The sequence below is a fragment of the Nitrococcus mobilis Nb-231 genome (genome assembly GCF_000153205.1).
Lineage (GTDB): Bacteria > Pseudomonadota > Gammaproteobacteria > Nitrococcales > Nitrococcaceae > Nitrococcus > Nitrococcus mobilis.
This window is the reverse complement of sequence record NZ_CH672427.1, coordinates 516,540-535,614: the sequence shown is the minus strand read 5'-3', so window position 1 is coordinate 535,614 and position 19,075 is coordinate 516,540. Positions and strand designations below refer to the sequence as shown.

Here is a 19,075-nt window from a genome sequence, read left to right as displayed (position 1 = left end):
CCCATGTCCGGACACGCAATACACGGCATCATCGGCTACACGATTACACCCTTCGGCACCGATGATGGCCTCGACCTCAACGCACTGGCGCGTTCCATCGATCGGCTGATCGACGATGGCGTGCACGCCATCGCCCCACTGGGCAGCACCGGCGAGGGCGCCTACCTGAACGAGGACGAGTGGCAACAGGTGGCCAAGTCTAGTGTCGATCAGGTCGACAAGCGGGTGCCGACCATCGTCAGCGTCTCCGATCTGACCACCGCCGGCACCGTCCGCCGCGCACGATCCGCCGAAGCACTCGGCGCAGACGCCGTGATGGTGCTGCCGGTATCCTACTGGAAGCTCCAGACCGACGAGATCGTCGGGCACTACCGCGCCGTGGGCGATGCCATCGGCATCCCGATCATGCTCTACAACAATCCCGGCACCAGCGGCATCGACATGTCGGTGGACCTGATCATGCGCATCGTCGATGCGGTGGACAACGTGACCATGGTCAAGGAGAGCACCGGCGACATCCAACGCATGCATCAACTCTACCTGCGCTCCCAGGGCAAGCTGCCGTTCTACAATGGATCCAACCCCATGGCCTTGGAGGCGTTCGTGGCCGGGGCCACCGGCTGGTGTACAGCCGCGCCTAATCTCATCCCCGCCCTGAACCGGCAGCTTTACGAGGCGGTTAGAGACGGCCGGCTGGCCGAGGCGCAAAGCCTGTTCTACCGGCAACTGCCGCTGCTGGATTTCATCCTCAAGGGCGGCCTACCCACCACTATCAAGGCCGGTCTGGGCCTGACCGGGCTATCGGTCGGCGCCCCGCGGTTGCCCGTGCTGCCGCTGGATGATGCCGGGCGTGATTACTTGGGTGGCCTGCTCAAAGAACTACGCTAGCCACAGTCCGCGGGCGCCTACCCGGCGCCCGCGGATCATCTCCAGCCCCTGAGCATCGAGAACTCCGCGCCCATGCCGGAATGTTCGGCCAGGTTATGGGATAGTGTCAGCGATAACGTGAGCGGCCATTAGCGGACAACAAAGTCCGATGACGAAGTCAAACATGCGCATAATGTATATTATGTTAAATAGAACATATCGATGGACAATCGGGCTTGCTATAAGCCTGATAACCAGCAATGCCGGTAAAGCTGCTGATCATTTAGGGAAGCTGCACGAAACCCCATAATGTGTACTTAATGTGTACTTAATGTGTACTTAGTGCCGGGGTTGTCCTTCGTCATTTCCCACGTGCCCGAGGCGGATTCCAGTGGCGATCTGATGGGCCTGTTCACGAGCAGCCGCTGAAATAGGTCCGCGTTGCGGGGAAAGGATGTGCGCAAAACAGTCTTCCAAGGTGATTCCAGGAAGCGCCGTGACGGCATCGAAATGCACCGTCGAACCTTCACGCCGGACGTTTTCCAAGCGGGTAGCCTCACCAAGCAGGCGGTGGCTTGCGGTGACCATCAGGACTTCACTGTGATCCGAAGAACTGGCGGCTGATTCGTCAAGGTCAATGCTGTCGAGATCAGCGGGTAGCGAGATCCATGTGTTCACTGCCAAAGTAACCATGATCACATCCAACTCGTCGGCAATACCGCGAATCACCTCTGCTATGAGCTCACGATCTTCCGGCTTTTCCGGTATGGCAAGTCCGAACACCGTGAACCCACTGTCATTGTCCGGGTGCAGGGTCGCCAGCATACCATTGAGATTACCTTGTTCTCGGATCATGCGCCGCGACGTATCAACCGCACGCTCGATCGATGCGCTCATCCGTTCTTGGTTCCACTCCATCGGGCCACCTCTGGGCAAATGATTTTATAAACAGGACACTTGCCGGCTATTGCCGAGCATTTCTCCTACCATATAGCTCTGGCATAGTGGGTGTGCATGGTCTTGTCTTTCGTCACCAGCATCGCATCGTGCAGAGCGGCCTGGGCTACGATCAGTCGGTCAAACGGATCACGCGTCCAATTCTGACCCGCGGCTCTGTGCACCGCCGCTGCGAACGGTGCCTGACATAGGCTCAATCCCAGCGTGGCGTTCAACTCATCAAGCACCGGTGCCGGGCGCTCAGCAAGGCGACCGATTTCATAGAGATATTGAAGTTCGAGCCGCACCATAGGTGAAATACGCAGCGAATCAGCTGAGCGGACAACATCGGCTGCCGGTGCCGATAAAGCCTTGGCGCCAAGCCCATAGAGCCAGGCGACCACATGCGTATCGAGATAGACTATGGATGCCATTCCTGCGACCAATCCATGTGTACCAGCGCTTCAGGATCGGTTTGCAGATAGTCCGGATGCGGCTTGAGCTGATCGAGCGCATCTCCTTCGTTGGCTGACACGATCCGGACACGCCGTCCCCGCCGTTCGATTTCAACTCCTCGGCCGCTTAGGATGACCGTGTCGACGATCCGATACAGGTTCGCTCGTAACTTGGAAAGCGTCATTCGCTCCATTGTCGTACCGCACGTTTTTTTACACGTACTGTACGATAGCATACCGATACACTTTTTTATACCGGGCGACACTTGCACCCAAAATGATACGCTATTTACGCGCCGGCGGCGCGCCCACGGATGGAGATTAACCTGACTCGTCTGTACGAGATTCTCGAGCGTTAATGTCATCTTTTGTTCAGACCCGGCCAGGTTAGTCGGACTCCACAACGATTATGGAAGCAGAGCTTATGAAACCAGAAATCGAAGAATTATTGCGTTTCTGCCCGAGACTTCCGACCCTCTCCGGGGTTGCACTGCGTATCGTCAAGATGGCCCGTGAACCGGAGATCGACATTGACCAACTGGCGGCTCTGATTTCGAAAGACCCGGCGCTGACCGTAAAGATCATCCGGGCGGCCAACTCACCGTTGCTCGGTCGAGCGCAACGTACACGCAACCTGCAGCAGGCCGTGATGCTGCTCGGACTGAACTCCACTATTACGCTCTCATTGAGCTTCTCGCTTACGAACAGTCTCAAGCGCAACGAAAGCCAACGCCAGGGCTTGGAACATTTCTGGCGCCGCTGTCTGCTCTCAGCCCTAGCCTGTCGGGAGCTTGGCCGACAGTGCAAAGCCGGCGCTCTGGAAGAGCTGTTTCTCGCCGGACTACTCCATGAGATCGGTGTGCTGGTGCTGGCGTCCGTATTTCCGGAGCGCTACCCGGCTTTGCTCGATGCCTCATCCAATCATGAGGGGCTGATCGCACAGGAACGGGAACACCTTGCCACCGATCATGGCGAGGCTGGCGCCTGGATCATGCGTGAATGGGGACTGCCGGACTACATCCCCCTTGCCACCGCAGCCATCCATAACCCGCAGGCCATGGACACACCCGAGTCTTTGCACGCATTCATTGCATGCGTCGGCCTCTCCGGCTATATCGCCGACATTTATCTGGAGACCGACACGGAAAGCGCCACGGCGTCCGCTGCGAGTGCGAACGAATGCGGGCCCGCTCTGGACCGTGCTGTGCTGTCCACCGTGTTGCTTCAAGTAGCGAATTCCCTACCGGAGATCGAAGAGCTATTCGAGATGTCATTTATGTCGTGCGAACAGGTGAACGGCATCACCGACGAGGCCCGCGAACTCTTGGTCATGCGCTATCTTCAGCTGCTACAACACGCCTCCGAAGCCGACCGCAAAGCCAGCGAGCTCGAACGAACGGCTGTTCAGCTGCAGGAGATGGCTCGCCGCGACCCCCTGACCGGTGCCTATAACCGGCGCTATTTCGACGAGATGCTTAGCCAGCGTTTCGAGGCTGCCACCCGACACCAGCAGCCGCTGAGCCTGGGCTTCCTGGATCTGGACCACTTCAAGATGGTAAATGACCGCTATGGGCATCAGGCCGGTGATGTGGTGCTCGCCGGAGTAGCCAAGGCAATCAGCAGCCGCCTTCGCGGCGACGATTTCCTCGCCCGATATGGTGGTGAGGAGTTCGTCTTACTGCTTCCGAACACCAACCTGGAGTTGGCGCAACGCATTTTAGAGCGTATACGAGCGCACATTGAAACCGAAGAACACACTGTGGCGCCGGAACACATGATCCGCATTACCCTATCGGCGGGCGCGGCGGCGCACATGGACGGCTCGCGGATCAGCAACAAGCTGGATGACCTGATCCGTGCGGCCGATCGTGCGCTCTATCTGGCGAAGCGACAGGGCCGCAATCGCGTCGAGGTGGCTGAATAAACGCATCGCAAAAATCCCGATGCACTCGGAGACGTTTGACTTGACCTACACACCGCAGCCGATCGATTCTCGCCAGCGGATGGACGATCCGTCGGAATGGGTAAGCCGCCAGGCCGAGCGCACCGCGTAGGTGCAAGGCCGGTTCAGGCTTGCGCGGCTTCGCGGCAAATCGGGCAGCCGCCGAAAGCCTCCGAATCCTCGGGATCCGGCCGTACGGAGAGGTAAATCGGATGCGGGTGGCGTTGCGGCGGTAGCTGATAGCGGTTGGTCCAGGTCATTTCTACCGGCAGCGGTGCCGCGCCCGTCCACACCCGTACGGCGTGAGGCATCGTGCCCGCAACCGAAAATGGCGGTCGAACTGGACAATCCGGCTGGCATCACCCATCTGCCTTTAGCTGGTTTGCTGCATGCGGCCGGTAGTCGAAGCACTTGCTCATATATGAAGCGCAGTCCTGGGGGCGTGTGTCCCTTAAATCGCCTAGCCGACGGTTTTAGTGCGGAGAGTAGCTTTGCGGCGTCCTTATCGCCGAGACCTAACCTGGCGCGGGTAAGTGGCGACGCGATAGATGTAGACCAACACGATACTTACCAAGATAGCGATGGATAGAGGGCCGACGTAATCCGCGACCAGGTGGTAATGGTTCTGCAGCAGGTAGCCGGCTCCGGCCAGCAGACCGGAGCAGAGCAGCGTGCCGATGCTCGAATAGAGCAGGAACCGGGGCATGCGCATGCATGCAAAGCCGGCCGGCACCGAAACCAATACTCGACTGGTGGGGATCAGGCGCCCGAATAACACCGCCTTGCCGTCCTGACGATCGAACCAGCGCAGGGCTTTGTCGATCCCGCCGGGGGTAACGGTGAGCCACCGTCCGTGCCGATCCGCCCAGACTTTGAGCCGCTCCTCACCGAACTGGCGGCCGGCGAAATACCAGGGCAGCACCCCGAGCACCGAGCCGACCGTTCCGGCGACGGTGACGCCGGCCAGGCTCAGTTCACCGCGCGCGGCGGCAAACCCGGCCAGCGGCATCACGACCTCCGAGGGAATCGGCGGGAAAAGGCTCGCCAGGAACATCAGCAGCATGATGCCGGGATAGCCCATGTTGGAGATCATGTCGGCGATCCAGCTAAGCATGGTCCGCATGAGCCCTTAGCAAGTCGTTCGCGCCCTCGATGGCCGGCGATTGAACTGTTTGATGTGCCATAGCCGGCAATCTCGAGCGACCTATTTAATTATTCTAATTTAGCATTATCGCCGAGACCCGACCTGCCGCGGGTAAGTGACGACACGATAGATATAGGCCAACACGATACCCACCAGGATGGCTACGGAGACAGGGCCAAGGTAATCCGCAACTGTGTGGTATTCGCTTTGCAGAAGGTAACCGGCCCAAGCCAGCAGCCCAGACCAGAGTACTGTGCCGACGATCGAATAGATCAAAAACCGGGGCAAACGCATGCATGCGAAGCCGGCTGGAACCGAGATTAAAGTTCGAATGGTGGGCACCAAACGGCCGAAAAGCACCATTTTACCGCCGTGGCGGAGGAATCCATCCAGCGCCTTATCAAGCTCGCTCGGGGTAACAGTGAGCCAGCGGCCGTGCCGATCCGCCCAGGCCTTGAGCCGTTCCTCGCCGAGCAGCCGACCAGCGAAATACCAAGGAAGCGCCCCGAGCACCGAGCCGAGCATTCCGGCGATGGTTACACCCGCAAGATTCAGATCACCGCGCGCCGCAACGAACCCGGCGAGCGGCATCACGATCTCCGAGGGAATCGGTGGGAAGATATTTTCCAGAAACATCAATAGCGTGATGCCGAGATATCCCATATCGGCGATAATGTTAGCGATCCAATCAAGCATGGCCTTTATGCCTCCGTGGCAAGCCGTCGGCCTCGTGGCGGCCTTCGGCCATAGTTCATGCGCTTTAAATGCACTTCTCTACTTTGATGCCGCAAATCGACCTTGATTCCTATTGCAGCCGGATCGGCTACCAGGGGCCGCGCACGCCGACACTAGAGACGCTGCGCACGCTGCACGAACTGCATCCGGCCGCGATCGTCTTCGAAGCGATCGATGTCCTGCTCAATCGCGGTGTCGACCTCTCCCCCGCCGCGGTCGACGCCAAGCTGATCGTAAGCGCTCGCGGGGGCTATTGCTACGAGCACAACAGCCTTTTCAAACGCGTGCTCACGGCGCTCGGTTTCGAGGTCGAAGGGCTGGTTGCCCGCGTGCGTTGGATGGCTCCCCCCGAGGCGCCGCCGCGGCCGCGTACGCACATGGCGTTGCGGGTTACCCTCGATGGCGTGTCTTGGCTCGGCGATGTCGGGTTCGGCAATTTGGTGCTCACCGCGCCGCTGCGCTTGGAGTGCACCGCGCCGCAGCCGACTCGCCACGAGACGTTCCGCCTGGTACCGCTCGATAAGGGATGGCTTTTGCAGGCTAGGCTCGACGGCGAGTGGCGCTCGGTCTATGAGCTCTCGCGCGAGGCGCAGCTCGATGTGGACTACGAGCTTGCCAACTGGTTCACCGCCACGCATCCGAGCTCGCCGTTTCGGCGCAATTTGATGGTGGCGCGGACCACGCCGCAGGCCCGCTACACGCTCCTGCACAACCGCCTGACGGTTCGGTCTCCCAACGGCGGTATGGAGCGGCGCGCATTAAACGCCGATGCGCTCGAGCACGTTCTGGCCGAGACCTTCGGCCTGCCTGTGGAACCGGGGTGGCGGCCGCTCATCGAGCGAGCCGTCACGGCTGGTCAGTCGGACTCGTAAAGCGTCGGCCGACGCGAGCCGTGCAGTGCCTTGGCACCCGCCAGCGGCAAACCGGCCGTCTCCCGAATAAGCAAAATGGGTATGATCGCGATCGCTGCCGCCCCCATCAGATAATAAGCCGGTATGTAATTGCTGTCCGAGAGTGAGATGAGGTAGGTGATCATGAATGGCGCGGTGCCGCCGAAAAGCGAAGTGGACAGATTATAAGAGATCGTGAACCCGCCATTGCGCACCCGGGTGAAGAATATCGCCGGCAGAGTCGCCGGCAAAGTCCCCGAAAGCAACACCACGAAGAAGCCAATGATGGCCAGACCGACGAACTCCATGCCGGTACCGCCCTGCATCAGGGCGAAAGCCGGGTACGAGAAAAACAATAACCCGAGGCACGCCACCATCAACACCGGCCTACGCCCGATGCGATCGGAGAGCCGGCCGATGAACGTCAGCAATGCCATCATACCCAACAGCACCCCGAGCGAGAGCAGCAAGGATTGCAACTCGCTGGTGTTCAAGCGCGTGGTGAGATAGCTCGGCATATACTTGAGCACGGTATAGTAAGCCACGTTCCAAACGACTACGACGCCGATGCACAGCAGCAGCGAGCGCCAATGCTCCGTTATCATCTCGCGCAACGGCGCCTGCGCCACCTCCCCCGCCTCCTGGGCTTGCTTGAAGGCCGGACTGTCCTCGAGCTTGAGGCGCAGATACAAACCGAAAAGGCCCATCGGTGCGGCCATAAGGAACGGAACGCGCCAACCCCATTCCAGCATGGCCTCGCTCGATAGCGATCCGGCGAGCACGGCAGCTAAAATCGCCGCCAATGCATACCCCCCCAGAGTACCGAACTCCAGCCAGCTTGTGAGGATTCCACGCTGCTTATCCGGGGCGTACTCGGCAATGAAGGTTGCGGCGCTACCGTACTCACCGCCGGTGGAAAAGCCTTGCACCAGCCTGAGCAGAATCAAACCGATGGGCGACCAGATGCCGATGGCCTCGTAGCTTGGCAATAGACCTACCGCAAAGGTGGCGGCCGACATCATGAGAATCGTCGTGACCAGCACTCCGCTGCGACCGATCTTGTCGCCCAGTGGCCCGAAAAATAGACTACCGAGCGGCCGGGCCAAAAAAGCGACCGCGAAGACAGCGAACGTCGAGAGCAAGGAGGTCGTCGGATCGTGGCTCGGGAAAAAAACCTGCCCTAGTGTGACGGCGAAATAGCCATAGACTCCGAAATCGAACCACTCCAGTGCGTTGCCGATAGCCGCCCCGGCAATGGCCCGATGCATGGCGGAGTCGTCGACTTCCTGGCCATTTATCTCTGCGGTTCGCTCTGCTTCGGCTTCAAAGGCAGTCACTCGGCAAGGTCTCCGGCGGGGCGGATCAAGGGCTGAGGCAGGTCACGCTCACTTCGCCGCGACAAGCGCCTGATCGATGTCGGCGAGGATGTCGTCGATGTGCTCGAGGCCGATCGAGAGCCGCACCAGGTCCCGGGATACCCCCGCCTTTGCGAGCTCTTCGTCGTTGAGCTGGCGGTGCGTGGTGGTGGCCGGGTGGCAGGCGAGCGATTTGGCATCGCCGATGTTCACCAGCCGCACGATGAGCCCGAGCGCGTCGATGAACTTGGCGCCCGCCTCGGCACCGCCCTTGATGCCGAAACTGAGGATGCCCGAGGCTTTACCGCCCATGTATTTCTCGGCGAGCGCATGATCGGGGCTGTCCGGCAGACCGGCATAGTTCACCCAGCTCACCTGCGGGTGACCCTGAAGGTGCTCGGCGACCTTCTGCGTATTCTCGCAGTGGCGCTCCATGCGCAGCGGCAGCGTCTCGATACCCTGCAGCACCAGAAAGGCGTTGAAGGGGCTCAGCGCGGCGCCGGTGTTGCGCAGTGGTGCCACGCGCGCCCGGCCGATGAAGGCTGCCTCGCCCAACGCCTCCGTATACACCACGCCGTGATAGGACGGATCCGGCTCGTTGAGCATCCGAAAGCGCTCCTTGTGCTGCGCCCAGGGAAACTTACCGGAGTCGACGATCACCCCGGCGATGCTGTTGCCATGCCCGCCCATGTATTTGGTCAAAGCGTGGACCACGATATCCGCGCCGTGCTCGATGGGCCGCCATAGATACGGCGAGGGGACGGTGTTATCGGCGATCAGCGGCACGCCGTGGGCGTGCGCAATCTCGGCAACACGCTCGATGTCGACGATATTGCCGGCGGGGTTGCCCACGGTTTCGCAGAACACCGCTTTGGTCCGCTCGTCGATGCGCGCCGCGATGCCCTCGAAATCGTCCTGAGCGACGAAACGCGCTTCGAGGCCGCGCCGCGGCAAGCTGTGCGCGAAGAAATTATAGGTACCACCGTAGAGTTTGGTGGTGGTGACGAGGTTGTCGCCCACCTCAGCGATGGTCTCGATGGCGTATTCGATGGCCGCCATACCCGAGGCGACCGCCAGTGCGGCGACCCCGCCTTCCATCTTCGCCACCCGCTCTTCGAGCACGGCATTGGTCGGGTTCATGATGCGGGTATAGATATTGCCCGGCACTTTGAGATCGAAGAGGTCGGCGCCGTGCTGAGTGCTGTCGAAGGCGTAGGAAGTGGTCTGGTAGATGGGCACGGCCACGGCCTTGGTGGTGGGCTCGGGCTGGTAGCCGCCATGGATGGCAATGGTTTCGAGTTTCACGGCCTGCCTCGTCCTCTTTGGTCTCGTAACCCCCGGCCATACTAACCGCGGTCGCCCGCAAATTCTAATGGCTATTGACTATGGCCAGCCGCTATCAATTCGCCGCCGACGACCGGTGCGATCTGGTCCGCCACGCCTCGCCAGGCCGCCGCTAGGCTCTCGACCAGGGCTTGATAGCCATCCGCGGGTAATGGTCGCTCGACCGAGAATTGTCGCGCGGCCAGCAAGCGGCCCGTACCATCGCGCAGCCGCCACTGCCCCACGACGATCGCCACCCCATCGTAGCGACCGTGAAAGCCGTCCACCTCGACTTCGAGCCGAGGCAGCGGCTCGCCCGTAGTCGCCGATTCGCTGTCGTCGAGCACCTGAACGCGCGGCAACTTGCGCGCCAACTCCTCGCGCAGGCTGCGCCGCAGCTGAGTGGCGAGATTCTCGGCCCAAAGATGGTCGCGCCCCTGGTGAATGGCCACGTCGTTGGTCTGCATCACGATGCCGTCGCTCCGGAGAAACGGTGCAAGCTGCAGCGACGCGATCCAAAGCCGGTGCTCACTGCTCGCGGCCGGCGCGGCCGGCCGACTGGTGAGCCCGAGCAGATAGCGGTGTTCGGGCACAGTCGGTGCCCCCGCGCAACCGCTCAAAAGGATCAATGCGGCCAACACAATGGCGAGGGCGAGGATTGTGAACCTCTGAGCGGTCATCGGTGAAAGGCCCTCGGTTGCGGATCCGGTCTCTCCCGCTTATCGAAGATCAGCGCGTTGGGCTGCTTACGTAGCGTGCGAGCCATCGGCTGGAGCTCTTGCATCAGCGCGTCGAGCCGCTCCAGCGTCGTCGTCAGTCGCTGATAGGCTTCCGAATCACCGGAGAAACCCTGCATGGTCTTGCGAAGTTCCACCAGTGTCTCGTTGAGGTTGTTCGGCATCGCCTGCGTCGCCTGATCATCAAGCAAGCCATTTACGGTTTGCGTGGTCTTCGCCAGTTGGGCGAGCGCGGCACGGGAGACCTCCAAGTTGCGATTAAGCTTATCCAGGATTTGCTCGATGTTCAGCGCATTCAACTTGTCCAACAGGCTCGTGATCTTCTGCTCGATTTGGGCAACACCGGTTGAGACTGTCGGAAACACTTGCCGGTCGTGGAAAGTCTGCGGTTTGTAGGCGGGCGCATTCGGGTAGAAGTTGATATCGACGAACAGCGAGCCGGTCAGCAGGTTGCTCGTTTTGAGCGAGGCCCGCAGCCCGCGCTTCATCAGCCGCTCCACACGGGATCGCCACTGCGCCAATGTCATATCGCTGGCACCGCGTTCGACTCGCTGCAGCTCAATGCGTATCAGCACCGGTATCGTCAGTTGCACCACATTGGCCCGGCCGGCACGTAAGTCCCAGAGCACGCTGACGACGGTCCCGACACGGACACCGCGGTATTCCACCGGCGCGCCGGCCTCGAGTCCACGTACCGTATCCTCTACGAGGAGCACATATTCGATGAAGCGGTCGAACGAGCCCTCACGCGCGCTCGCTCGATCGGGATAGAGCTCATAGGTCGCGCCGGATTTCACCGGTTGCCCCTGCGGCACATCTTCCGGCACGCCAAAGGTGATGCCGCCGCCGATCAACGATTCCAACGACTCGAAGTTCACTTTCACCCCGCCCGCGCCGACGTCGACGTTAATGCCCGAAGCGGTCCAGAAACGCGTAGTGCTGGTCACGAGACTGTCGTACGGGGCCTGAATGAAGACTTGATGGGTGATTCGGCGGGCCTCGGAGTCAAACTGCGTGGACTCCACACGGCCGACGGTCAGCCCCTCGTAGAAGATCGGATCGCCGGTGGAGAGCGAGTTGCCCAGTCCGCTGATCAATTTCAGCCGCAGACCTTTGGCGTCCGGCGGTGCCACCGGTGGCTGCTCGAGCACTTTGAAATCACGCTGCGGGGTCTCCGCATGGCCTGGCTGCAGTTTTATGTAAGCGCCGGAGAGCACGGTACCGAGGCCGCTGATGCCTTCCCGGCCGATGCGCGGCTTGACCACCCAGAACTGGGTTTCGGTATTGAGCATGCGCTCCGAGCCGACGTTTAGGCGTGCCTCGATGATCGTATGACTGAAGTCCTTGGACAGGTGTACTGTCTCCACGCGACCGATCTCTACATTGCGAGTCTTGATCGGCGTCTTGCCGGCCTCGATGCCTTCCGCATTTTGCATTTCGAGGGTGATGAGGGGGCCGCGGTTGACGAAGCCGTTATAGACCATCCACAAGCCGATCAGAATGGCAACCGCCGGGACGATCCAGATCGGGGAAATGCGGACCTGCCCGCGGCGTCTGGCGTAGTGTGGTGGGGCGTCAGCCATCCTTTCCCTTCTCCTGGCCGTTGCGAGGGGCGTCCCAAAGCAGTCGCGGATCGAAGCTCATGGCCGCAAACATGCTGACCACCACGACGCTGGCGAAGGCAAGCGCCGCCACGCCAGGCGTGATCGATAGCACAGCACCGGCCCGGAGCAACGCAACAAGTATGGCGACGACGAACACATCCACCATGGACCAGCGGCCGATGAACTCAACCGCCCGATACAGGCGCGCCGAGGTCCCGCGATCGCGCGGCACTCGACGCTGCGCGTTCACGCAGAGCCAGCCGAGTGCGAGTATTTTGCTGACCGGCACGAGCACACTGGCGGTGAATATGATCAGCGCGATCGGCAAGTCGCCATGATACGCAAAACTCAGCACCCCGCCGATGATGGTCGACGGCTCCGAGGCTCCCAAAACCGTGGTGGTCATGATGGGATAAACGTTGGCCGGCACATAGAGCACTGTGGCGGTGGCGAGCAGTGCATACGTGCGCTGCAGGCTCTGCGGATGGCGGCTGTGCAGGTGCTCGCCGCAGCGCCGACATGCAGTAGGCGCCGCGTCATCCAGGCGATTGATCAACCCACACACGGCACAGCCCGTCAGCCCCTGCCCTGCCGCCGTCTCGCCGGTCCGGGTTCCCGCCGGGGCCGGCGGTTCCCCGGCCAGGGCGAACCACAGCCAATCGGCGTCAACAGACTGGTTGGTCTTGAGGAGCAACACGGCGAATGCACAGAAAAACCAGAACGCCGGATCCAGGCCGATCTGGCCGTAACTGACAATCTTGATCAAACTGACCAAGGTCGCGACGACGAACACGTCGGCCATCATCCAAGGGATCACGTGCAGGATGGCGCGGGCAATCGTTCGACTTTGGGGCAGTAGCTTGCTGCGCAGCAAGCTACTGTGCAACCAGATAAGGCCGATCAGGTAGAGCGCCGGTAGCACCACCACCGTCAATAACACGCTGATAGCGACCAGGTATTCACCGAAATCGATCAGCGACACCGGGGCGTCGACAAGCTCGATGCGATTGGACACGCCCTGGACCTGGAAGCCCACGAACGGGAAACTCACAGCGAGCACCAGGCAAGTAAACGCCGCGCTGGCCAGCGCAAGCCCCCGCTGCACAGGCAGCCGGTTGCGCCGCGCCAATAGGTGCCCGCAGCGGGGGCAGTCGGCGCGCTCGTTGGGGCGCAGCGGCGGCAGTGCAACGACGAGATCACACCCATGACAGGCGCGCAACCGCCGCCGGCGAGTCAGCCGAGACGAGGCAGTCGAGATTCGATCGCCGTTTGCGGTGCCAGCAAAGGGCTGCCTTAAATCCCCCATTACGCGCGTAAAGTCCCTACGGCCACAACCACAAAACGCTCCTTAGATTTTGATTAAAATGATTTTTTCAGGCTGGAGGCGTGGCTTTAGATCGAGCAAGCGGTCCACATTGCGATGCGGGCCAGAATCATCGGGTGGATTAATACCGCACCTCCTTACTTCAAGTCCAGGTTCTTCTTGATTTTCTCGCCCAAGCTCTTGACCAGCTTTTTGTTAGTGTGACCGACCACGATCGTGTTATTGCGGCGAACACAGGTCCATCGTGGCTGCCTCCGCCCGGCTGACGGCCGGTGCCAGCCGTCGATAGGGGCCGACGCTGCGCGTTGCGACCGCCTCCGATGCGACAGCACCCAGCGCGATTAGGTAGTCGGGGGCCGGACAGATTGAGGAAACCAACCTGAACAAGCGCTTGGTTAGCAGTGCATCCCAGACCAGATGTACACGCGGGTACTTGCCACAGTTGCTGGCGGAGTGAACACATCCCTGATTGATCAGCTGTACTTCGCCTGCGGGCAATCGATACACCTGCCCGTCGAGGATCAACTCCGCATCATCGTTGGTAAGCAACGGCAGATGAAAACGCAGGCGTGCCCCGATCGTGCCGGTGCTCGTGCGAAACGGCACGTGTTCTTCATGGGCATTCAGCGAGGCGCCGGGGTGCAGGACATTGATTCGAAAATTGATCAAATGCGGCCAGTCGCAGATCAACCGCGACAATGCCGGGTATTGGTGGCAGTCGAAGAACCACTTGTTGCGACATGACAGATCATGGTCGGTACTGAAATCGCCACTGCGCCCGGTACGATTGAGCAGGCTGAATTGCTCGGCATTGCCGTGCGGGTTGGTCCAGTGAGTGACATGGTTCGTGGCGCCGATCTCGGAAGGCTTGTTTGCTTTCCGGTAACGTTCGACATCAGTGCGCAGGCCTGCAAAGAATGGGTTGGCCACGCCGAACAAACGCAGACATCGGATACCGCCGTGATGCTGATCCCCGGCGAGCATACCCGCAATGAGGTCATCCGGTTTCATAACGTAATCGGAAAGGGGCAACTGTCGATCAATGCTTGTAATGACATCCTCGGCGGTGCGATGGCGTGCGCCCGCAGGCTTTGCTCGACGATGCTATCCGGCCGAATCGGTATCGGATCGATCTGCGGGCAGCCGATAGCCTGCAAATAGTCACGGAACTTGCTGCGATCACCCGACGGTAGGGGGCGAAACTCGATCCATGCGGCCGGGCGGCCATAAGCATGGGCGGCTACGAGTCCGTGTAACGACGAGGATGCCACCCATTCGCAACTGCCGATAGCGTCGATGACCGTCTCGACCGGATCCTGGATGTCGATGAGCCGCGTCCGCGGCTGCAGACTGAACCGGCCGGCCAATCTCGGCCGATCGGAAAAATGCAGCACCAGCCCCATGCTATGCCGGACCGGCTCCTTTGGTGTATAGAGAACCGGCAACAGCAGCGCCGGATCGCCGTAGACCGGCGGGCAGTCGATACCGGCCGCCCGGACCCGGTCACGGGTTAGCGGACCACGCACGGCGCAAACATCGAGACCTCTACCGACCGTCCCGGTGGCCGTCATGATGCCGGCTCCCCAGACGGTGCACGGGGCACGCGCCAGGCTGATGACGCTGCCGGTAACGAGGAACTTGTGCCGCGCATCGTCGGCCTCGCGAAAACGCGGGTAGGCACCGGTCAGCCGCCTGATCAGCCACGGTGTGAGGGCATCGCCGAAATTAGCCCGGCTCGGTATGCGGCACCAAAACGAGGCCAGCCGATCAACCATAACTCACCGGTTGCAGGATGCGATCGATAAGTTGCCGGGTATCGGCGTCGAGTCCGCCCCAACTCCAGAACCACTGGCAAGGTCTGTCGGTGTCGGCGAGTTGACCGATCGGTAGCCACTCGAAGGCCTCACGATGATACTCATGCGCGTAGGCGGCCAGCACATTGAATTCCGAGAAGCCGCGCGCTGGGCGACTCATAACCCAATCCGACAGCGGAACGCCTTTCTCGCGGCGTGACCAGACGCGGATTTCGGAATATAGCCAGCGTGGAAACGTGAACGGCGGACTTTGCATGAAATCGTGCGTTGGCATCCAGCCCAAGAACTCCGCCGTGGGCCGGGTCCACGGCCAATGGCGCGGCAGGTCGGCCACGGCCCGTGTGTAGATCCGCGGGCGGCCCTCAGAGGTCAGATCGTTCGGTGTTAGCGGCTTCTGAACGATGCAGTCGGAGTCGAGGTGGCAAATCAGCCCGGCGTCGCTCCGGCGGTCGGCATACAGTTTCGTCACCTGCTGGCCGAGATAGTCATCGTTGTAATCACGGCATAATTCGAGTCGCACGAACGGCGGCAGTGCGGCACGACGCCGCAGCCACGGTTCGCTGGCGTTCGGTATCACGACAATGACTTGCGAGAAGCCTGAGCAAAACCGCTCCACGGCCGCCAGACACATCTCCAGCCAGCCGAAATCGCGCCAGTAGCTTCGAATCACGATGTCGCAGGTCATCTCCAGACGTCCGGTAAGCGGCGACGATTCCACCTACCTACACCTTCACAGGATAGTGTAGACAGGCACAGGATAGTGTAGACAGGATGTCTAGAATTAAATCGTTAGCGGCCCTGCCAAGGAAGAACTCACGCAATCGGGTGAGCAGATGACTACGATCGGTTTTGACGACCTACCGAAAGTGGCGATACAGCCGGGCACCGTGGCAATGTTTCTGCACACGCCGGCGCGCGAACCGTGGGAAGGCGAGCTGCAGCAGGCGGTTGAGCAAGGGGCGTTTCATGTACCCCGTGTCGACCTACCCGGCCTGTCGCTAGACGGCATGGCGACTTGGCTTGACCGCAATCTGCCGACTTCTGCGGTCAGCCGCGACACGCGCGATCGTTTGTTGTCTGACATTCTTGCACTGACCTACACAGTCGAGGATCTGACCTCGGCGCAGCATTATCGCCTGCGTATATTCACCGCGCCGCCGGATCGACGCTGTGGCTACCACGTCGATACCGTGCCGGCGGCGGCACCCCTATGGGGCTGTTTGAAAGTTTACAACGGCGCCGGTACAAACTGGTTTGCTGGTGATGACATTCGCTCGATGGCCGCGTTCTATCGTTGGCTGCAAACGCGCGATCGCATCGTACGAACATTGGCCAACGATCCGCCGCACCGCGATGCGGCCTTGCAAGTCCTGGATGAGAAACCCGACTTCCTGGTTCCAGGTGCCCGTTCGCGGCGGGTGGCTTCGCGCACGCCGGTCTTCTTCAAACACCTGCCGGTCGACAGATTCTGGACCGATCACGAAACTGACCGGGCGTGGGTGCACGCCTCGCCGATGGAGGGGGCCAGACGGCTTGTCGTCAATATCAGCCCGGAGCAGAGGCTACCCGTCCAGTGAATAACCAAGCCTTAGCGATGAGCGGGCCGGCAGCGACGGATCGATCCGGTTGAGCAGAATGCGTAGGCGGCGCCCGGCGCGCTGAGGGCCGTACTGGCTTAGGAAGAAAGGTCGCGGGCGGTAGCTGCCGCGGTACAGATGCCAGGCCCGATCGACCACATCGTGCTCCGATTCGAAAAACACCCCGGTCGTCGGCGCAACGTATTTCCAGCCACCGAGCAGCGAGTGATTGACCAGCAATGGCGTATTCAGGCACAGCGCTTCTGCCAATACGCGCGGCGATGCATCCAGCTCATTGGGAACAAACAGAAATCGGCTGGCGCCAAGTATGCGCAGCCAATCGGGATAGGGCAGCCAAGGCCGAACGACCAGACCGGGCAACGCGGGTACACGTTGCGGGCGCTGACCGATCATCAGTCCGCGTAGCCCCATTTCGCCGCACAATCGCGGCAGACACCGCGCAGCCAGCGGCCAGTTCTTGGCGAGCATTTTCCAGGGCTCGTGCGCGCCTACGTAAACGAAGTCGAACCGCTCGGCTGGGTCAGCGGGTGCGGGGTAACGGTGCGGCGTGATCTGGGCCGGATCGATGAAATCCGACAGCGACAGCAGCATACGCGGTACGCCGGCGGGCAGCAGGCGATCGGGATCGCGGAAGCAGTGCGCCCAACCCTGGCAGATGGCCGTGTAATCGAGCGTCGAGGGTTCATCCAGGGCCGGGAAGTTCAGGAAGCTGGTCATGCCGAGGAACGAAAAGCCCCGACGGCAGAACTGCGAGTACTGGGCAATCCGCGCCGGCGACTGGATCGGGGCGTGGATCACTACCCAGCCGGTGCTGCCGCCCGCCGTATCGAGCACGAACATAAATGGCCATTGGGTCGTCTTCCAGCCCGTTGCCGAGGGTGCCGGAAGGAAACTCGTCATGGTTCGTCTAAACTCGTAAGTGCAGTTGCCATAATGGGTTGCGCACACGGAGATGACTCATGGTCAGTCAATTTGGCGACAAGGACAAAGATCGACAGAATTTTTTCACGCAGAACAACTCCTGCACCCGTATAGATGTATTTGAAGAACTGAGCCCGACGAACGAGGCCGCGCTTCGGCAGTTCTTTCGCCGGCTTGGTGCGCCGCAATATGTCGACGAAGTCATAATCCCGACATTGCGCCTCGGGGACGCCTCGGTTTACGCCGCCGTTCGCGACCGGCCATGGCCGCCCTGGGGCCTCGGTGCGCGCACGTTCAGTGCGGTATGCGTTGTCCATAACGTCGCGCCGGAATCGTGGGCGCCGAGCCCGGTTTTCACTGCCGACGAGGAAGGGACGAATATCGGACTGATAGGCGCGCTTTACAAGGAGGTGCTTGAGGCTTTGGCAGTCAGCCGCACCTCCGAGGTTTGCTATCTGGCAGCCGAAGGCTCGGTACTGGCCGACCGGGTGCTGGAGCGAAATGGATTCCGTCGCGACGATGACGTCTTTATGACCGAGCATGCCCGCTATTTCACGTACCGCGCGCCGGCGCACGAGCTGCTAAGTAACTTGCGGCTCGATGATGTCTCGGTGCCGGATTTGCTGGCTTATGATTTCCCTGCCGAAGTACTCGACCGCAACGCCCTCTATCACCTGGGTATTCTACTTGGCGCGCGGCCGGGTCTGACCGACCGCCAGCGACCGGAGATCATCGACCTTGCCCGGGGTGGCCATGCCTCCAAACCGGGTGGTGTGCCGGGCGGCACGGGCACCGATTTGGGTACCGATCAGTTCGGCGGCTTGCTTGGGGAGCTGCCTTATGTCTCGCTGGGCCGCTTCCTGGGTTCCGACGCTGAAAACCTGATGCGCAATGTGCTCGAACGTGAGGAGAAATTTCAGCCGGCCACGGTCCTGCCGTTCGGCAGTACTTCGCCATTTGTCGACGAACGTCGGCGGCGTGGCCGGACGCTCGACGATGTCGGCTTCATATACGATGCTTTCGTCGACCGACTCAAGGGTGCACTGCCGGGCGCGCTGTCGCGCATGGGAATCGAAGGGTTTCCGGTCGGCCGGATCGAACTGCAGGTCACGGCGTCCGGAGACGGTGATTATTACCGCATGCACCGTGATGCCGATGCGGAATCGACGCGTGCCTTGTCATTCGTCTACTTTTTCAATGCTGAGCCACGGCGGTTTTTCGGGGGCGAGCTGCGCATGTACGACGATCGCGGTGTCGAGGGCGTGGCTCATGCCAATTGTTCGCAGCTGTTGACGCCGCGCCAGGACATGCTGGTGATTTTCCCGAGCCGGTTACCGCATGAGTTATTGCCTGTGCGAGTGCCCTCGCAGAAGTTTGCCGATGGCCGCTTTACTCTGAATGGATGGATTCATCGCGCCGAGAAATGCTGA

20 protein-coding genes are annotated in these 19,075 nt (G+C 60.9%); 5 read left to right on the top strand and 15 right to left on the bottom strand.

Features of this window, described 5'->3' with window-relative positions:
• The first annotated feature begins 3 nt into the window (after nt 1–3).
• The gene (locus NB231_RS02490; protein ID WP_004999475.1) at nt 4–888 is read left to right on the top strand and encodes a dihydrodipicolinate synthase family protein; all 885 of its coding nucleotides are present in this window, start codon (nt 4–6) and stop codon (nt 886–888) included.
• 318 nt (nt 889–1,206) lie between these two features.
• On the opposite strand, the gene NB231_RS02485 is transcribed toward NB231_RS02490, so the two are convergent.
• The 3 genes from NB231_RS02485 to NB231_RS02475 form a co-directional block, all read right to left on the bottom strand.
• Nucleotides 1,207–1,785, bottom strand: coding sequence for a hypothetical protein (locus NB231_RS02485; RefSeq protein WP_004999474.1), 579 nt, complete (start codon nt 1,783–1,785; stop codon nt 1,207–1,209).
• 65 nt (nt 1,786–1,850) lie between these two features.
• Nucleotides 1,851–2,237, bottom strand: coding sequence for a type II toxin-antitoxin system VapC family toxin (locus NB231_RS02480; protein WP_004999473.1), 387 nt, complete (start codon nt 2,235–2,237; stop codon nt 1,851–1,853).
• The gene (locus tag NB231_RS02475; RefSeq protein ID WP_232210365.1) at nt 2,225–2,443 is read right to left on the bottom strand and encodes a type II toxin-antitoxin system Phd/YefM family antitoxin; all 219 of its coding nucleotides are present in this window, start codon (nt 2,441–2,443) and stop codon (nt 2,225–2,227) included. The genes NB231_RS02480 and NB231_RS02475 overlap by 13 nt, the downstream gene beginning before the upstream one ends.
• Before the next feature lie 239 nt (nt 2,444–2,682).
• Between NB231_RS02475 and NB231_RS02470 the strand changes: the two genes are divergently transcribed.
• Entirely contained in the window at nt 2,683–4,182 is a 1,500-nt protein-coding gene (locus NB231_RS02470) for a GGDEF domain-containing protein (protein WP_040661624.1), read from the top strand.
• A 143-nt stretch (nt 4,183–4,325) separates the two neighbouring features.
• Here NB231_RS02470 and NB231_RS02465 read toward each other — a convergent pair whose 3' ends face one another.
• The 3 genes from NB231_RS02465 to NB231_RS02455 all read right to left on the bottom strand — a co-directional run bounded on the left by NB231_RS02465 (nt 4,326) and on the right by NB231_RS02455 (nt 6,040).
• Complete coding sequence (locus tag NB231_RS02465) at nt 4,326–4,511, bottom strand: hypothetical protein (protein ID WP_040661622.1); 186 nt, start codon at nt 4,509–4,511, stop codon at nt 4,326–4,328.
• Between the two features lie 191 nt (nt 4,512–4,702).
• A complete protein-coding gene (locus NB231_RS02460) occupies nt 4,703–5,314 on the bottom strand; it encodes a DedA family protein (RefSeq protein ID WP_040662922.1) in 612 nt (203 codons plus the stop codon).
• A 114-nt stretch (nt 5,315–5,428) separates the two neighbouring features.
• Entirely contained in the window at nt 5,429–6,040 is a 612-nt protein-coding gene (locus tag NB231_RS02455; RefSeq protein WP_004999468.1) for a DedA family protein, read from the bottom strand.
• Nucleotides 6,041–6,126: 86 nt separating this feature from the next.
• Here NB231_RS02455 and NB231_RS02450 point away from each other — a divergent pair, with 86 nt between their 5' ends.
• Nucleotides 6,127–6,951 (top strand): arylamine N-acetyltransferase family protein, encoded by an 825-nt coding sequence (locus tag NB231_RS02450; protein ID WP_004999467.1) that lies wholly within the window; start codon nt 6,127–6,129, stop codon nt 6,949–6,951.
• Here the strand turns inward: NB231_RS02450 and NB231_RS02445 are convergent.
• From NB231_RS02445 to NB231_RS02410, 8 genes are all read right to left on the bottom strand, one after another.
• Nucleotides 6,936–8,306, bottom strand: a complete 1,371-nt coding sequence (locus NB231_RS02445) for an MFS transporter (RefSeq protein ID WP_004999466.1) — start codon at nt 8,304–8,306, stop codon at nt 6,936–6,938. The genes NB231_RS02450 and NB231_RS02445 overlap by 16 nt on opposite strands.
• 48 nt (nt 8,307–8,354) lie before the next feature.
• The gene (locus NB231_RS02440) at nt 8,355–9,629 is read right to left on the bottom strand and encodes a bifunctional O-acetylhomoserine aminocarboxypropyltransferase/cysteine synthase (RefSeq protein ID WP_004999465.1); all 1,275 of its coding nucleotides are present in this window, start codon (nt 9,627–9,629) and stop codon (nt 8,355–8,357) included.
• A 71-nt stretch (nt 9,630–9,700) separates the two neighbouring features.
• Nucleotides 9,701–10,327 carry a PqiC family protein gene (locus NB231_RS02435; protein ID WP_004999464.1) on the bottom strand — a complete coding sequence of 209 codons (627 nt, stop codon included), beginning with the start codon at nt 10,325–10,327 and terminating at the stop codon, nt 9,701–9,703.
• Entirely contained in the window at nt 10,324–11,967 is a 1,644-nt protein-coding gene (pqiB, locus tag NB231_RS02430) for an intermembrane transport protein PqiB (protein WP_004999462.1), read from the bottom strand. The genes NB231_RS02435 and pqiB overlap by 4 nt, the downstream gene beginning before the upstream one ends.
• A complete protein-coding gene (locus tag NB231_RS02425) occupies nt 11,960–13,294 on the bottom strand; it encodes a paraquat-inducible protein A (RefSeq protein WP_004999461.1) in 1,335 nt (444 codons plus the stop codon). The genes pqiB and NB231_RS02425 overlap by 8 nt, the downstream gene beginning before the upstream one ends.
• Nucleotides 13,295–13,531: 237 nt before the next feature.
• Complete coding sequence (locus NB231_RS02420) at nt 13,532–14,323, bottom strand: aspartyl/asparaginyl beta-hydroxylase domain-containing protein (RefSeq protein ID WP_004999458.1); 792 nt, start codon at nt 14,321–14,323, stop codon at nt 13,532–13,534.
• On the bottom strand, nt 14,320–15,087 hold the full coding sequence (locus NB231_RS02415) for a polysaccharide pyruvyl transferase family protein (RefSeq protein ID WP_004999456.1): 768 nt from the start codon (nt 15,085–15,087) through the stop codon (nt 14,320–14,322). Before NB231_RS02415 ends, NB231_RS02420 begins: the two co-directional genes overlap by 4 nt.
• A complete protein-coding gene (locus NB231_RS02410; protein WP_156776872.1) occupies nt 15,080–15,844 on the bottom strand; it encodes a DUF6492 family protein in 765 nt (254 codons plus the stop codon). Before NB231_RS02410 ends, NB231_RS02415 begins: the two co-directional genes overlap by 8 nt.
• A gap of 115 nt (nt 15,845–15,959) precedes the next feature.
• Here NB231_RS02410 and NB231_RS02405 point away from each other — a divergent pair, with 115 nt between their 5' ends.
• Nucleotides 15,960–16,703 carry a DUF1826 domain-containing protein gene (locus NB231_RS02405; RefSeq protein ID WP_004999451.1) on the top strand — a complete coding sequence of 248 codons (744 nt, stop codon included), beginning with the start codon at nt 15,960–15,962 and terminating at the stop codon, nt 16,701–16,703.
• Here the strand turns inward: NB231_RS02405 and NB231_RS02400 are convergent.
• Complete coding sequence (locus tag NB231_RS02400) at nt 16,689–17,624, bottom strand: glycosyltransferase family protein (RefSeq protein WP_156776871.1); 936 nt, start codon at nt 17,622–17,624, stop codon at nt 16,689–16,691. The two genes, NB231_RS02405 and NB231_RS02400, sit on opposite strands and share 15 nt — an antisense overlap.
• Before the next feature lie 59 nt (nt 17,625–17,683).
• Here NB231_RS02400 and NB231_RS16575 point away from each other — a divergent pair, with 59 nt between their 5' ends.
• The gene (locus NB231_RS16575) at nt 17,684–19,075 is read left to right on the top strand and encodes a 2OG-Fe(II) oxygenase (protein WP_004999449.1); all 1,392 of its coding nucleotides are present in this window, start codon (nt 17,684–17,686) and stop codon (nt 19,073–19,075) included.